The sequence below is a fragment of the Pseudomonas sp. PDM32 genome (assembly GCF_019219225.1).
Lineage (GTDB): Bacteria > Pseudomonadota > Gammaproteobacteria > Pseudomonadales > Pseudomonadaceae > Aquipseudomonas > Aquipseudomonas laurylsulfatiphila.
In genome coordinates, this window is record NZ_JAHUWE010000001.1 from 582,585 (window position 1) to 596,307 (window position 13,723).

Consider the following 13,723-nt stretch of genomic DNA (forward strand, 5'->3'; position numbering starts at 1 on the left):
CCGATGTTGCATATCTTCTGTCCTCACTGCGGCGAACTGCGCTCCGAAGAGGAATTCCATGCATCCGGCCAGGCGCACATCCCGCGCCCACTGGATCCGAACAGCTGCACCGACGAGGAGTGGGGCGACTACATGTTCTTCCGCGACAACCCGCGCGGTCTGCACCACGAGCTATGGGATCACGTCGCCGGTTGCCGTCAGTACTTCAACGTCACCCGCGACACCGTGACCTACGAGATTCTCGAGACCTACAAGATCGGCACCAAGCCACAATTCACCGACAAGACCGATAGCCCGAAAGCGGCCAGCACGGCTCTGGGAGAGAAGGTATGAGCCAGATCAATCGCCTGTCCAATGGCGGACGGATCGACCGCAACAAAGTCTTGAGCTTCACCTTCAACGGCCAGAACTACAAAGGCTTCGAAGGCGATTCCCTGGCCGCTGCACTGCTGGCCAACGGCGTCGACATCATCGGTCGCAGCTTCAAGTATTCCCGTCCGCGCGGCATCTTCGCCGCCGGTGCCGAAGAGCCGAACGCGGTGCTGCAGATCGGCGCCACCGAAGCCACGCAGATCCCGAACGTGCGTGCTACGCAACAGGCGCTGTATCAAGGCCTGGTCGCCACCAGCACCAACGGCTGGCCGAGCGTGAACAACGACATGATGGGGATTCTCGGCAAGGTCGGCGGCAAGCTGATGCCGCCGGGTTTCTACTACAAAACCTTCATGTACCCGCAATCGTTCTGGATGACTTACGAGAAGTACATTCGTAAGGCTGCCGGTCTTGGCCGCTCGCCGACCGAGAACGATCCGGACACCTACGACTACATGAACCAGCACTGCGACGTGCTGATCGTGGGCGCTGGCCCTGCTGGCCTGGCGGCTGCACTGGCGGCTGCGCGCAGCGGTGCCCGTGTGATTCTGGCTGACGAACAGGAAGAGTTCGGCGGCAGCCTGCTCGATTCCCGCGAAAGCCTCGACGGCAAGCCGGCGACCGAGTGGGTCGCCAGCGTCATCGACGAACTGAAGAACACCCCGGACGTGCTGCTGTTGCCGCGCGCCACCGTCAATGGCTATCACGACCACAACTTCCTGACCATCCACGAGCGCCTGACCGATCACCTCGGCGACCGCGCACCGATTGGCCAGGTGCGTCAGCGTATTCACCGGGTTCGTGCCAAGCGTGTGGTGCTGGCGACCGGCGCTCACGAGCGTCCACTGGTCTACGGCAACAACGACGTGCCGGGCAACATGCTCGCCGGCGCCATCTCGACCTACGTGCGTCGTTACGGTGTGGCACCGGGCAAGAAGCTGGTGCTGTCGACCAACAACGACCACGCCTACCGCGTTGCCCTGGATTGGCTCGACGCCAGCCTGCAAGTGGTGGCCATCGCCGATGCCCGCAGCAACCCGCGTGGTGCGCTGGTGGAAGAGGCGCGTGCCAAAGGCATCCGCATTCTCACCGGCAGCGCCGTGATCGAGGCTCGTGGCAGCAAGCGCGTGACCGCTGCCCGTGTGGCCGCCATCGACGTCAAGGCCCACGCCGTGACCAGTCCTGGCGAATGGCTTGAATGCGACGTGGTGGCGAGTTCCGGTGGTTACAGCCCGGTGGTTCACCTGGCTTCGCACCTGGGTGGCAAGCCGATCTGGCGTGAAGACATCCTCGGTTTCGTACCGGGCGAAGCACCGCAGAAGCGCGTATGCGTCGGTGGCATCAACGGCGTCTACGGCCTTGGCGATTCTCTGGCTGACGGTTTTGAAGGTGGCGCCCGCGCCGCTGCCGAAGCCGGGTTCCAGACGATTGAAGGTGTGTTGCCAAAAGCCCTGAGCCGTCTCGAAGAGCCGACCCTGGCGCTGTTCCAGGTGCCCCATGAAAAGAACACCGCACGGGCGCCGAAGCAATTCGTCGACTTGCAAAACGACGTCACCGCCGCCGCCATCGAACTGGCGACCCGCGAAGGCTTCGAGTCGGTCGAGCACGTCAAGCGCTACACCGCACTGGGCTTCGGCACCGATCAGGGCAAGCTCGGCAACGTCAACGGCCTGGCCATCGCTGCCCGCTCGCTGAACGTGACCATCCCGCAGATGGGCACCACCATGTTCCGTCCGAACTACACGCCGGTGACTTTCGGCGCCGTGGCCGGTCGTCACTGTGGGCACATCTTCGAGCCGGTGCGTTACACCGCGCTGCATCAATGGCACCTGAAAAACGGCGCCGAGTTCGAAGACGTCGGCCAGTGGAAACGTCCGTGGTACTTCCCGAAATCCGGTGAAGACCTGCATGCCGCGGTCAAGCGCGAATGCAAAGCCGTGCGCGACAGCGTCGGCCTGCTGGATGCTTCGACCCTGGGCAAGATCGATATCCAGGGCCCGGATGCGCGCGAGTTCCTCAACCGCGTCTACACCAACGCCTGGACCAAGCTTGATGTGGGCAAGGCGCGTTACGGCCTGATGTGCAAAGAAGACGGCATGGTGTTCGACGACGGCGTGACGGCCTGCCTGGCCGACAACCATTTCGTCATGACCACCACCACCGGCGGCGCGGCTCGTGTGCTGCAGTGGCTGGAGCTGTACCACCAGACCGAATGGCCGGACATGAAGGTGTACTTCACTTCCGTCACCGACCACTGGGCAACCATGACCCTGTCCGGGCCGAACAGCCGCAAGCTGCTCAGCGAAGTCACCGACATCGACTTGAGCAGCGAAGCCTTCCCGTTCATGACCTGGAAAGAAGGTTTGGTCGGCGGAGTGCCGGCGCGAGTGTTCCGGATTTCGTTTACCGGTGAACTGTCGTACGAAGTCAACGTGCAAGCCGACTATGCAATGGGCGTACTGGAAAAAATCGTCGACGCCGGCAAGAAGTACAACCTGACCCCGTACGGCACCGAAACCATGCACGTACTGCGGGCCGAGAAGGGCTTCATCATCGTCGGTCAGGACACTGACAGCTCGATGACCCCGGACGACCTGAACATGGGCTGGTGTGTCGGTCGCACCAAACCGTTCTCGTGGATCGGCTGGCGCGGCATGAACCGTGAAGACTGCGTGCGTGATCAGCGCAAACAGCTGGTTGGCCTGAAGCCTATCGATCCGAACAAATGGCTGCCGGAAGGTGCGCAACTGGTGTTCAACACCAAGCAAGCCATCCCGATGACCATGGTGGGGCACGTGACTTCCAGTTACCTGCACAACTCCCTGGGCTATTCGTTCGCCATGGGCGTGGTCAAGGGCGGGTTGCAGCGGATGGGCGAGCGAGTGTTCGCACCGCTGGCCGATGGCAGCGTGATCGAGGCGGAAATCGTTTCTTCGGTGTTCTTCGATCCGAAAGGCGAACGCCAGAACGTTTGATGGCTTCAAGACTTGTGAGTGGGCAATGACACCGAGTCGGCCCATTCGCGAGCAAGCCCGCTCCCACAGGGGAATGCGGTCGAATGTGGGAGCGGGCTTGCTCGCGAAGGCGGCGCAACAGCCACCACAAGGGCCGGAACCAACAGAATTCAGAACAGGTGCTTTATGACCGCAGCCAATGTTTACCAACAACGCCCAACCTCCGGGGCCAAGGCCGAGTCGTCCTTGCATCATGCCGACCTCGCCAGCCTGGTGGGCAAGGGTCGCAAGAACGCCGGCGTGACCGTGCGTGAGAAAAAACTCCTCGGCCACCTGACCATTCGTGGCGACGGCCACGATGCCGCGTTCGCCGCCGGTGTGCACAAGGCCCTGGGCATCGAATTGCCGGGCGCACTGAGCGTCATCGTCAAAGGCGAAACCAGCCTGCAGTGGATGGGGCCGGATGAATGGCTGCTGATCGTGCCGACCGGTGAAGAACTGGCCGCCGAGCAAAAACTGCGCAAGGCGCTGGGCGATTTGCACATTGCAATCGTCAACGTCAGCGGCGGCCAGCAACTCCTCGAACTGAGCGGTCCGAACGTGCGCCAGGTGCTGATGAAGTCCACCAGCTACGACGTGCACCCGAACAACTTCCCGGTGGGTAAAGCGGTCGGCACGGTGTTCGCCAAGTCGCAACTGATGATCCGTCACACCGCCGAAGACACCTGGGAACTGCTGATTCGTCGCAGTTTCTCCGATTACTGGTGGCTGTGGTTGCAGGATGCTTCTGCCGAATACGGGCTGAGCGTGCAAGCCTGATCACCACCTTCCTCTGTGGGAGCGAGCCTGCTCGCGATGGACTTGAGGGCGACGCGTTAAATCAGGAAGTACGCGTCATCGTTGACGTCCATCGCGAGCAGGCTCGCTCCCACAGATGGGTGCTTTGTTTACAGATCTCACAGGAGTCACCGCACCATGAGCCGCGCCCCAGACACATGGATTCTGACCGCCGACTGCCCCAGCGTCCTCGGCACCGTGGACGCGGTGACCCGCTTTCTGTTCGAGCAGGGCTGCTACGTCACCGAGCACCACTCTTTCGATGATCGGCTCTCGGGCCGTTTCTTCATTCGTGTGGAATTCCGTCAACCCGACGGTTTCGATGAGCAATCATTCCGCGCGGGGCTCGCTTCACGCGGTGAAGCCTTCGGCATGATCTTCGAACTGACTGAACCGAACTATCGGCCGAAAGTGGTGATCATGGTCTCCAAGGCCGATCACTGCCTCAACGATTTGCTTTATCGCCAGCGCATCGGCCAATTGTCGATGGACGTGGCTGCGGTGGTCTCCAATCATCCGGATCTCAAGCCACTGGCTGACTGGCACCAGATTCCGTACTACCACTTCCCGCTGGACCCGAACGACAAGCCGTCGCAAGAGCGTCAGGTGTGGCAGGTGATCGAAGAGTCCGGTGCTGAGCTGGTGATCCTTGCGCGCTACATGCAAGTGCTGTCGCCAGAGTTGTGCCGCAATCTCGATGGCAAGGCAATCAACATCCACCACTCCCTGCTGCCGGGTTTCAAGGGCGCCAAGCCCTATCACCAGGCCTACAACAAGGGAGTGAAACTGGTGGGCGCCACGGCGCATTACATCAACAACGACCTTGATGAAGGCCCGATCATTGCCCAGGGCGTCGAGGCAGTGGACCACAGCCATTACCCGGAAGACTTGATCGCCAAGGGGCGGGATATCGAAGGGCTGACACTGGCGCGGGCGGTGGGTTATCACATTGAGCGTCGCGTGTTTTTGAATGCGAACAGGACGGTGGTCCTGTAGCGATTTCGATATCGCCAAGATCGCAGCCTTCGGCAGCTCCTACTGGGGTATGCGATCTTTTGATTTACCGAGCACTTAACGCGCTGCCTGCCTGGGCGACGCGGTTCCATAAAAACAACAGCGAGGTGAAAGCATGTCTGGCAATCGTGGTGTGGTGTATCTCGGCGCTGGCAAGGTCGAAGTACAGAAGATTGACTATCCGAAAATGCAGGACCCGCGCGGTCGCAAGATCGAGCACGGGGTCATTCTCAAAGTGGTTTCCACCAACATCTGTGGTTCCGACCAGCACATGGTGCGCGGGCGTACCACGGCGCAAACCGGCCTTGTGTTGGGCCATGAAATCACAGGCGAAGTGATCGAGAAGGGCAGCGACGTCGAGAACCTGAAAATCGGCGACCTGGTGTCCGTACCGTTCAACGTGGCTTGCGGGCGCTGCCGTTCCTGCAAGGAAATGCACACCGGCGTGTGCCTGAGCGTCAACCCGGCCCGCCCGGGCGGTGCTTACGGTTATGTCGACATGGGTGACTGGACCGGTGGCCAGGCGGAATACGCCATGGTGCCGTACGCCGACTTCAACCTGCTGAAACTGCCGGATCGTGACCGGGCCATGGAAAAAATCCGCGACCTGACCTGCCTCTCCGACATCCTGCCGACCGGCTATCACGGTGCCGTGACTGCCGGCGTTGGCCCAGGCAGCACTGTGTACATCGCCGGTGCCGGTCCGGTCGGTCTGGCGGCGGCCGCATCCGCTCGCCTGCTGGGCGCTGCGGTGGTGATCATCGGTGACGTCAACACCGTTCGACTGGCCCATGCCAAAGCCCAGGGCTTCGAGATTGCCGACCTGTCCCTGGACACGCCGCTGCACGAACAGATCGCCGCACTGCTGGGCGAACCGGAAGTTGACTGCGCCATCGACGCCGTCGGCTTCGAAGCCCGTGGCCATGGCCATGACGGCGTGAAACACGAAGCCCCGGCCACCGTGCTCAACTCGCTGATGGGCGTGGTGCGTGTGGCCGGCAAGATCGGCATTCCCGGCCTCTACGTGACCGAAGACCCGGGTGCTGTCGACGCTGCCGCGAAAATGGGCAGCCTGAGCATCCGCTTCGGCCTGGGCTGGGCCAAGTCCCACAGCTTCCACACCGGCCAGACCCCGGTAATGAAGTACAACCGCGCGCTCATGCAAGCGATCATGTGGGACCGTATCAACATCGCCGAAGTGGTGGGTGTTCAGGTGATCAGCCTGGATCAGGCTCCGCAGGGTTATGGCGAGTTTGATGCGGGCGTGCCGAAGAAGTTTGTGATCGATCCGCACAAGATGTTCAGCGCGGCGTAAGCGTCGGGTAAAAAAGGGCGACCGAGGTCGCCCTTTTTTGTGTTCAATGACCTGTTGGGGGCGTGGTCAGGAACTTGTAGTTGAATTCACATTCCTTTTGGACAAGTGACTCGCATTGCGCGAAGTAGTTGACTTTATGGGAGGCGCCGGCCTGTTCTTTAAAGGGCTGAGGCTTCCACTTCGTCCCGTTGACGGGTGCCCACCCATTGAAGGAATACAGTGTCATTCGGGCACCCGCGTCATCGCCGTCACCCTCGTAATCACAGGACACCACATCCCAGTTTCCTTCGGAGCTGACAGTCCGGTAGAGCGCACGTTTGAACACGAAGGTTTCAAGATCTCCTTCCTCGGCCATGGGGTTTTCGCCTACCCAGAGGCGGCCATTCGGGCCGGGAGCGGAATAGCTATAGCCTGGCCCATCTTCCTTTTGTGTGATGCTTTCAGCTGACGGACACACAGCGATTGCTGCCAGGGCGTTAGTTGTGAATACCGACAGTAATACGGCGCTTGCCGCGAGTGTTTTACGTATCATGATGTACTCCTTTACATGGTTTGGAGTAGTCATGTTGGAGGAGGATGGATGCGGTGTGTACTGTCGGTATTGATAGGTTTGCGTGGCGTTTCGAGATAACGGCCAGGGTGATAGTCAGGGAAAGGAAAGGCACAAGGCGCGCTCATGAAGTGCGCTTTGTTCGCGTCAAAGCAAAACCAAAGCACCTTGATAAAGGACGGGGCCAGTCGGTTTCCCGGTCGGTGAGCCACCCTTCGGTTCAAGGCTGACCGCCAGCGCAATCGGCTTGCCGATCAGCGCTGTCTGCGCCTCGCTCAATTCGACTTTGCCTTTGCCGTTCGGCGGAATCACTCCGAGGGAAATCGGTTTGCCGTCCGCCGGTATCGCCCACAATTCCAGGCTGCGATCCGGCCCGATTGCGGCCAATGCCAGTGGCTCGACCTGCAGGTAATCCTCGTGGGCCAGCACGCGCAACGCCGGTTGCGCGTCGGCGCTCACCAGCGTGGCGCTGTAGCGGGCGTCGTCGGGGAGGTAGAGCACACCGAGCGTCACTGCGATCAGTAGCGAGCCAACCGCCGCCGTCACTCGTAGCCAATTCCAGAACGGACGCTTCTCTGGCACGTGCAGCACTTGTGGTTCGATTCGCGCGGTAATGCCTTGCCAGACGCGATCCGGCACCGGCTGCTCCGGCAGGGCATCGGTCAGGCTGACCAGGCTTTCCTGCCACTGTGCCAGTTCTGCGCGCAATGCCGCATCTTCCAGCAACAGCTGTTCGAAACGCCGGCGCGCGGTGGCAGGCATCAGGCCAATGGCATAGTCGGCGGCGAGGGCGCGGCGCAGGGTCGGGGTTCGATAGTTCATGATTCAAGGCACCTGCGCAGGCGTTCCATGCCGCGGCGGATCCAGGACTTCACCGAGCCCAGCGGCGCGGCCAGGTGTTCGGCCAGTTCGGAGCACGACAGTCCCTGGAAATAGGCGACGGTTATCGACTGGCGCTGCATGCCTTCGAGGCTGTCCAGGCAACGGTTCAAGGCGCTGGCTTCACGAGCACTCTCCAGTTGCTCGTGGGCCGATGGGCTTTCATCCACGAGACTCTGTTTTTCGAGGTCGCTCAATGGCCGATCGCGGTGTTTGCGCAACTGGTCGATGGCCTGGTGACGGGTGATGTTGATCATCCAGGTCAGCGGCGCCGACAGATGCGCTTCGTAGCGCGATGCATTGTTCCAGATGCGCACGAAGCTCTCTTGCAACACCTCTTCGGCCAGGTCCGGACGGCCCATGAAGCGCAACGCTACCCCGTGCAGGCGCGGGCCGACACTGCGGTACAGCGTCTCGAAGGCGCGGCGGTCGCCCAGTGAACACTGGGCCAGCAATTGCCTGAGCTGATCGGCATCGGCGATGGGAATGGCGGTTCTCCCGGAAAGCGGGGCAGGTAGCCGGTTGCAGGCAGAGGTTAGTTCACGGCGTGCAGTTGTTCCATTCACGGCGAACACCTCGGGCGGACCGCCGCCCCGATGTGCTGGGGCGGCGGCACGGCTCAGCTTTTCGGCATCAGCACCTTGTCGATGACCTGAATGACCCCATTGGACTGGTACACGTCGTAGGTGGTGATGTCAGCGACGTCGCCCTGTTCATCCTTGATGGTGATGTTGTGCGGACCGTTCATCATGGCCCACAGCTTTCCGCCGGCCACCGTGGTCAGCTCGGCCTTGCCGCCACCAGCCCTGATTTTCTCGGACAGGGTCATCATGTCGAGTTTCCCGGCGACCACGTGGTAGGTGAGGATGTGGGCCAGTGTGGCCTTGTTGGCCGGTTTGAGCAGGGTGTCGACGGTGCCCGCGGGCAGGGCGGTGAAGGCCGAATTGACCGGGGCGAACACGGTGAACGGGCCTTTGCCCTTGAGGGTGTCAACCAGGCCGGCGGCTTTTACTGCGGCGACCAGGGTGGTGTGATCGGCGGAGTTCACTGCGTTATCGACGATGTCCTTGCTCGGCAGCATGCTCTGGCCGCCGACCGTGACGGTGCCGTGGCCCATGTCCGCCGCTTGCACGGTGTTCAGGACGAGTCCGCCACCAAGGGCCAGGGTCAGCAGGCTGGCAATCAATGGCGTTTTGATCGAAGTGCGTTTCATGGTGATGATCCTTGTGATGAGAATCGGCCAGGAGTGTCTGTCCGTACTTGATATACGCAGGCACGGTGGGATTGGATGCAGTGGATCGCTATTTGCCACGACACCGACCCTGTAGGAGCTGCCGGAGGCTGCGATCTTTTGATCTTGATCTTTAAAGATCGCAGCCTCCGGCAGCTCCTACAGGGCCGGGAACAATCCTTGAGGGCGTCAGTCCAATGGGCAGTTTTTCGCCGCCCATTGTCGGGCGGTGTTCATCGAGGATGTCTGAATGAAGATTTCACGCGGTTTTGCACTGGCATCACTCCTGACCCTGGCTGCCAGTCCGGCCTTTGCACAGTTCAACCTGAGCGATGCAGCCAATGTCATTGCCGGCATGAAGGGCGATGACGCGACCGCGACCGCCGCACCGACGCCGCAGACTGCCGATTTGCTGAGCACCCTCAGTGAATTGGACATCACCCCGGAGCAAGCCATCGGCGGCGCCGGGGCGATGCTGGGCCTGGCGAAGAACCAGTTGAGTTCGACCGACTACGCGCAATTGGCCAAAAGCGTGCCGGGCATCGACATGCTCTCGGGCGGCGGTGAGTTGGGCGCGTTGGCGGGGCTGCTTGGCTCCAGCGGCAAAGCGGCAGGGCTGGATAACGCCCTGGGCAACGTCAAGGACACCAACGACCTGAACAACGCCTTCAGTGCCCTGGGCATGGACAGCGGCATGATCGGCCTGTTTACCCCGGTGCTCTTGCAGTACCTCGGTCAGCAAGGAATCGGCGGTACGTTGCTGAGCAGCCTGGGCAACATCTGGGGCGCCGGCACCGGCACCGGTAGCTGATTCAGTAGCGATCGGTGCGCAAGGCGTCGATGCGCCGGTCCTTCTCGATCCAGAGCTGGTTGACCCAGTTCTGGATCTTCTCGCGAAACACCGGATCGTTTTCGTAATCGCCCTGCCACAGCGCCGGGTCGAGCTCGCGGGTCTTGATGTCGATGATGACCCTTGGCAGATTGCCGCTGATCAGGTCCCAGAACCCCGGAATCTTCTGCTGCGGATAAACCACCGTCACATCGAGAACGGCGTCCAGCTGTTCACCCATTGCCGCCAGCACGAATGCCACACCGCCAGCCTTGGGCTTGAGCAGGTGAGTGAATGGCGACTGCTGTTGAGCGCTTTTCGCTGCGGTGAAGCGCGTACCTTCCAGATAGTTGACCACCGTCACCGGCTGGCGCTTGAACAGCTCGCAGGCCTTTTTGGTGATCTCCAGATCCTTGCCCGCCAGCTCCGGGTGTTTGGCCAGGAACGCCTTGCTGTAGCGCTTCATGAACGGGTAGTCCAGCGCCCACCACGCCAGGCCCAGGAAGGGCACCCAGATCAGCTCTTTCTTGAGGAAGAATTTGAAGAACGGCGTGCGCCGGTTCAGCGTCTGGATCAGCGCCGGGATGTCGACCCAGGATTGATGATTGCTGATCACCAGATACGAGGTATCGCGGCGCAGATCTTCACCGCCACGAATGTCCCATTGGGTGGGGATGCAGACGCGGAAAATCAGCTTGTCGATTTCCGACCAGGTTTCGGCGATCCACATCACGGCCCAGGAAGCGAAATCGCGCAAGCGGCCGGGCAGGATCAGCTTGAGCAGGGCAAACACCAGCAATGGCCCGATCAGGACCAGGGTATTGAGCAGAAGCAGCAGGGTCACGAAACAGCCGGTGAGCAGGCGGCGCATAAGTCACTCGTGGAAGCGGTTGGGCGCGCCATGATAAGCAGCTTCGGGCGACAGGCCAAATCGCTATGACGAATGCTTCACCTGGGCGGCGGTAGGCTGGATACCCTCGTCCCTGTAGGAGCTGCCGAAGGCTGCGATCTTTTGACTTTGTCTTGAAGATCAAAAGATCGCAGCCTTCGGCAGCTCCTACAGGGCTTTGATCTTCAAATATCTGCGAACGAATTCAACGGCCACGGTCTAAAATTTCGCTGCCCATCCTTCAAGGAAGCCCTACGTGAAACCGCTCCTCGCACTGCTTTCCCTTCTGGCCCTGCCGGTCATGGCCGCCGAGCCGACCCTTTACGGCCGTTACGAATACATCGCCCTGCCGGAAATCGGCGGGCAGGTCCTCAAGGCGAAAATGGACACCGGCGCCCTGACCGCGTCGCTGTCGGCCAAGGACATCGAAACCTTCAAGCGTGACGGCGAAGACTGGGTGCGTTTCCGCCTGGGCACCAAGGATGCGGGCAACCAGGTCTATGAACACAAGATCGCGCGCATCAGCAAGATCAAGACCCGCTCCGAAGAGGACGAGGAGGACAGCGAGGTCGTCGCGCCGACCAAGCGTCCGGTGGTCGATCTGGAGCTGTGCCTGGGTAACGTCAAGCGCACGGTCGAAGTCAACCTGACAGACCGCAGCAGCTTCAACTATCCGCTGCTGATCGGCGCCAAGGCGTTGCGTGAGTTTGGTGCGGCGGTGAATCCGGCTCGGCGATTTACGGCCGACAAGCCGGACTGCTGATTTTTCGAAGGCTTAAAGCCTGGGCATCGTCGCAATCATCGAAGGCCGCTGGCTCACCTCGAAGTACCACGCCGCCAGTTGCGGATTCGCCGTGCGCCAATCCAGATCCGGGTGGCGCAGGTCCAGGTAACCCAGTGCACAGGCCACGCTGATCGCGGCCACGTCGAAGTGGCAGGTCAGCTCGGCAATCGCGTCTTTTTCTAGCAGGGCCAGGGCGCGGCGGATCTTGTCGCGCTGGCCGTCGAGCCATTCGTCCCAGTGTTTTTCCGGGGCACGCAGGGCGACTTCGTAGCGCACCAGCACGGCCGCGTCCATGATCCCGTCGGCAAGTGAGGCGAGGGTCAGGCGCCGCCAGCGGGCCGAGCCTTCGCGTGGGATCAGCGGGTTCCCGACGTGTTGCTGATCGAGGTAGTCGAGAATGACCCGGCTGTCATGGATGACATTGCCGTCGGCCAGGCGCAGGGCCGGGATTTTGCTCAGGGGGTTGTCGTCGATCAGGGCCGGGTCCGGGGTAACCGGGGTGAGGACGCTGGTCTGCAGCGCCACGCGGTCCTGTTGACCGGTTTCGTGCAGCAGCACCATGACTTTGCGAACAAAGGGAGAGAGCGGGTTGTGGTACAGGGTCATGCTCGGGGCGGACATGGCAGCGTCTCGATCGGTGGCAGAGTCGGGCAGCATAGCGTGTTGGGGCGATTGCTCAAGATGGCAAATACCCCTGTAGGAGCGAGCTTGCTCGCTCCTACAGGGGGTCAGCGGCGTTGCAGGAGGCCGCGCAGGGCCAGCACAGCCGGGATGCCCAGCCCCAACCAGCTCAGTGAATCCCACACACCATCCCCGAGCAATGCGGCGAACAGCCCTGCCGCGCTGAGCACCGCGATGACGGTCGGAATGGCAAAGACCTTCCAGAAATTCGACTGCCGGGGCTTCATGCCACGTTCTCCGCTTTTTCCAGCACAGGCCTGGCAGCCTTGCGCCGCACCACCCACAGATAGACTCCGCTGCCGAGCACAATGATGGTCAGCACATCCAGGGTCGCCCAGAGGATTTGCATCGGCATGCCGCCGTAGTCGCCGAAGTGCAGCGGTTGCGACATGCCCATGGCATCCATGTACCAGGGCCGCTCGGCCACGGCGGTGACTTGCAGGGTGCTGGCGTCGATCAGCACCGGCGTCAGCAGGTGCGAGGTCAGGTGCGTGCTGCCTTTCATGAACACCGCGTAATGGTGCTCGCTGGAAAACCGCGTGCCGGGGAAGGCGATGAAGTCCGGCTGCATGCCCGGTGCGACGTCCTTGGCGATGTCGAGCAGACGGGTGGCCGGCGCCAGTTGCGTCAACGGTGGCGCATCGCGGTACGGCGCGACCATCGCGCTCAGGCTGTCGTTGCGCCAGGCGGCAATGATCAGGTCGGCGCAGGCACTGATCACGCCGGTCACGCCGACCACCAGGGCCCAGGTCAAGGTCACGACGCCAATCAGGTTATGCAGGTCGAGCCAGCGCAGGCGGGTGGATTTGTCCTGGCGCACGGTGGCGAACTTCAGGCGGCGCATGAAGGGCAGGTACAAGACGGTGCCGGAGACGATCGCCACCACGAACAGAATGCCCATGAACGCCAACAGCAGCTTGCCCGGTAAGCCGGCAAACATGTCCACGTGCAGGCGCAGCATGACCATCATGAAACCACCGTTTGCCGACGGCATCTCCAGGGCCTCGCCGGTACGGGCGTCGAGCATGAAGGTGTGGGACGAATTGGGCTCGGTGCCGGCGGTGGGGGCCATGATCGCAATCGCCGCATTGGGCTCGTCGTCCTCGAAGCCGAAATACTGCATGACTTCGCCAGGGCGATGCTTTTCAGCCGCAGCTACCAGCTGCTGCAGATCAAGGCGCGGGGTGTCTGCCGGCATCTGCTTCAGCTCGGCGGCATCACCGAGGAGATGGTCGATCTCGTGATGGAAGATCAGTGGCAGACCGGTCAGTGCCAGCAGCAACAGGAATACCGTGCAAATCAGGCTGGTCCAGGTATGAACAGCGGACCAGCGGCGAATTGTTTTACTTTTCATTTCATGGCCTTCAGAAAAACCAAAGCCGTCCTTT

Annotated in this window: 15 protein-coding genes; 7 read left to right on the forward strand and 8 right to left on the reverse strand. The window is 61.4% G+C overall.

What is annotated here, in order from left to right:
* Positions 1 to 3: 3 nt before the first annotated feature.
* The 5 genes from KW846_RS02710 to fdhA all read left to right on the forward strand — a co-directional run bounded on the left by KW846_RS02710 (position 4) and on the right by fdhA (position 6,492).
* A complete protein-coding gene (locus KW846_RS02710) occupies positions 4 to 333 on the forward strand; it encodes a sarcosine oxidase subunit delta (protein ID WP_007980417.1) in 330 nt (109 codons plus the stop codon).
* Positions 330 to 3,347, forward strand: coding sequence for a sarcosine oxidase subunit alpha (locus KW846_RS02715; RefSeq protein ID WP_007980415.1), 3,018 nt, complete (start codon positions 330 to 332; stop codon positions 3,345 to 3,347). The genes KW846_RS02710 and KW846_RS02715 overlap by 4 nt, the downstream gene beginning before the upstream one ends.
* Before the next feature lie 165 nt (positions 3,348 to 3,512).
* Positions 3,513 to 4,145, forward strand: coding sequence for a sarcosine oxidase subunit gamma (locus tag KW846_RS02720; RefSeq protein WP_007980412.1), 633 nt, complete (start codon positions 3,513 to 3,515; stop codon positions 4,143 to 4,145).
* Between the two features lie 156 nt (positions 4,146 to 4,301).
* Positions 4,302 to 5,159 carry a formyltetrahydrofolate deformylase gene (gene purU / locus KW846_RS02725; RefSeq protein ID WP_218481230.1) on the forward strand — a complete coding sequence of 286 codons (858 nt, stop codon included), beginning with the start codon at positions 4,302 to 4,304 and terminating at the stop codon, positions 5,157 to 5,159.
* 133 nt (positions 5,160 to 5,292) lie between these two features.
* Complete coding sequence (fdhA, locus tag KW846_RS02730; RefSeq protein ID WP_007980407.1) at positions 5,293 to 6,492, forward strand: formaldehyde dehydrogenase, glutathione-independent; 1,200 nt, start codon at positions 5,293 to 5,295, stop codon at positions 6,490 to 6,492.
* 43 nt (positions 6,493 to 6,535) lie between these two features.
* Here fdhA and KW846_RS02735 read toward each other — a convergent pair whose 3' ends face one another.
* From KW846_RS02735 to KW846_RS02750, 4 genes are all read right to left on the reverse strand, one after another.
* On the reverse strand, positions 6,536 to 7,024 hold the full coding sequence (locus KW846_RS02735) for a DUF3757 domain-containing protein (RefSeq protein WP_218481231.1): 489 nt from the start codon (positions 7,022 to 7,024) through the stop codon (positions 6,536 to 6,538).
* Between the two features lie 165 nt (positions 7,025 to 7,189).
* Positions 7,190 to 7,864, reverse strand: a complete 675-nt coding sequence (locus tag KW846_RS02740) for an anti-sigma factor domain-containing protein (protein ID WP_218481232.1) — start codon at positions 7,862 to 7,864, stop codon at positions 7,190 to 7,192.
* Positions 7,861 to 8,487 carry a sigma-70 family RNA polymerase sigma factor gene (locus KW846_RS02745; protein WP_218481233.1) on the reverse strand — a complete coding sequence of 209 codons (627 nt, stop codon included), beginning with the start codon at positions 8,485 to 8,487 and terminating at the stop codon, positions 7,861 to 7,863. The genes KW846_RS02740 and KW846_RS02745 overlap by 4 nt, the downstream gene beginning before the upstream one ends.
* Positions 8,488 to 8,540: 53 nt before the next feature.
* Positions 8,541 to 9,134 carry a fasciclin domain-containing protein gene (locus tag KW846_RS02750; protein ID WP_218481234.1) on the reverse strand — a complete coding sequence of 198 codons (594 nt, stop codon included), beginning with the start codon at positions 9,132 to 9,134 and terminating at the stop codon, positions 8,541 to 8,543.
* Between the two features lie 268 nt (positions 9,135 to 9,402).
* Between KW846_RS02750 and KW846_RS02755 the strand changes: the two genes are divergently transcribed.
* Entirely contained in the window at positions 9,403 to 9,963 is a 561-nt protein-coding gene (locus KW846_RS02755) for a DUF2780 domain-containing protein (RefSeq protein ID WP_218481235.1), read from the forward strand.
* Position 9,964: 1 nt separating this feature from the next.
* On the opposite strand, the gene KW846_RS02760 is transcribed toward KW846_RS02755, so the two are convergent.
* The gene (locus tag KW846_RS02760; RefSeq protein WP_218481236.1) at positions 9,965 to 10,852 is read right to left on the reverse strand and encodes an acyltransferase; all 888 of its coding nucleotides are present in this window, start codon (positions 10,850 to 10,852) and stop codon (positions 9,965 to 9,967) included.
* A gap of 274 nt (positions 10,853 to 11,126) precedes the next feature.
* On the opposite strand from KW846_RS02760, the gene KW846_RS02765 reads away from it, so the two are divergent.
* Complete coding sequence (locus KW846_RS02765; protein ID WP_218481237.1) at positions 11,127 to 11,633, forward strand: ATP-dependent zinc protease; 507 nt, start codon at positions 11,127 to 11,129, stop codon at positions 11,631 to 11,633.
* Between the two features lie 12 nt (positions 11,634 to 11,645).
* Here the strand turns inward: KW846_RS02765 and KW846_RS02770 are convergent, their stop codons facing one another.
* From KW846_RS02770 to KW846_RS02780, 3 genes are all read right to left on the reverse strand, one after another.
* Entirely contained in the window at positions 11,646 to 12,275 is a 630-nt protein-coding gene (locus tag KW846_RS02770) for a glutathione S-transferase (protein WP_218481238.1), read from the reverse strand.
* A gap of 107 nt (positions 12,276 to 12,382) precedes the next feature.
* On the reverse strand, positions 12,383 to 12,562 hold the full coding sequence (locus KW846_RS02775) for a hypothetical protein (protein WP_218473404.1): 180 nt from the start codon (positions 12,560 to 12,562) through the stop codon (positions 12,383 to 12,385).
* On the reverse strand, positions 12,559 to 13,689 hold the full coding sequence (locus tag KW846_RS02780; RefSeq protein WP_218481239.1) for a PepSY domain-containing protein: 1,131 nt from the start codon (positions 13,687 to 13,689) through the stop codon (positions 12,559 to 12,561). Before KW846_RS02780 ends, KW846_RS02775 begins: the two co-directional genes overlap by 4 nt.
* Between the last annotated feature and the right edge of the window lie 34 nt (positions 13,690 to 13,723).

What these genes read in the sequence shown, in the direction of transcription:
- fdhA (WP_007980407.1), top strand. Translation starts at nt 5,293, where the DNA reads ATGTCTGGCAATCGTGGTGTGGTGTATCTCGGCGCTGGCAAGGTCGAA.
- KW846_RS02780 (WP_218481239.1), bottom strand. Translation starts at nt 13,689, where the DNA reads ATGAAAAGTAAAACAATTCGCCGCTGGTCCGCTGTTCATACCTGGACC.
- KW846_RS02775 (WP_218473404.1), bottom strand. Translation starts at nt 12,562, where the DNA reads ATGAAGCCCCGGCAGTCGAATTTCTGGAAGGTCTTTGCCATTCCGACC.
- KW846_RS02735 (WP_218481231.1), bottom strand. Translation starts at nt 7,024, where the DNA reads ATGATACGTAAAACACTCGCGGCAAGCGCCGTATTACTGTCGGTATTC.
- purU (WP_218481230.1), top strand. Translation starts at nt 4,302, where the DNA reads ATGAGCCGCGCCCCAGACACATGGATTCTGACCGCCGACTGCCCCAGC.
- KW846_RS02750 (WP_218481234.1), bottom strand. Translation starts at nt 9,134, where the DNA reads ATGAAACGCACTTCGATCAAAACGCCATTGATTGCCAGCCTGCTGACC.
- KW846_RS02710 (WP_007980417.1), top strand. Translation starts at nt 4, where the DNA reads ATGTTGCATATCTTCTGTCCTCACTGCGGCGAACTGCGCTCCGAAGAG.
- KW846_RS02720 (WP_007980412.1), top strand. Translation starts at nt 3,513, where the DNA reads ATGACCGCAGCCAATGTTTACCAACAACGCCCAACCTCCGGGGCCAAG.
- KW846_RS02760 (WP_218481236.1), bottom strand. Translation starts at nt 10,852, where the DNA reads ATGCGCCGCCTGCTCACCGGCTGTTTCGTGACCCTGCTGCTTCTGCTC.
- KW846_RS02755 (WP_218481235.1), top strand. Translation starts at nt 9,403, where the DNA reads ATGAAGATTTCACGCGGTTTTGCACTGGCATCACTCCTGACCCTGGCT.
- KW846_RS02715 (WP_007980415.1), top strand. Translation starts at nt 330, where the DNA reads ATGAGCCAGATCAATCGCCTGTCCAATGGCGGACGGATCGACCGCAAC.
- KW846_RS02770 (WP_218481238.1), bottom strand. Translation starts at nt 12,275, where the DNA reads ATGTCCGCCCCGAGCATGACCCTGTACCACAACCCGCTCTCTCCCTTT.
- KW846_RS02740 (WP_218481232.1), bottom strand. Translation starts at nt 7,864, where the DNA reads ATGAACTATCGAACCCCGACCCTGCGCCGCGCCCTCGCCGCCGACTAT.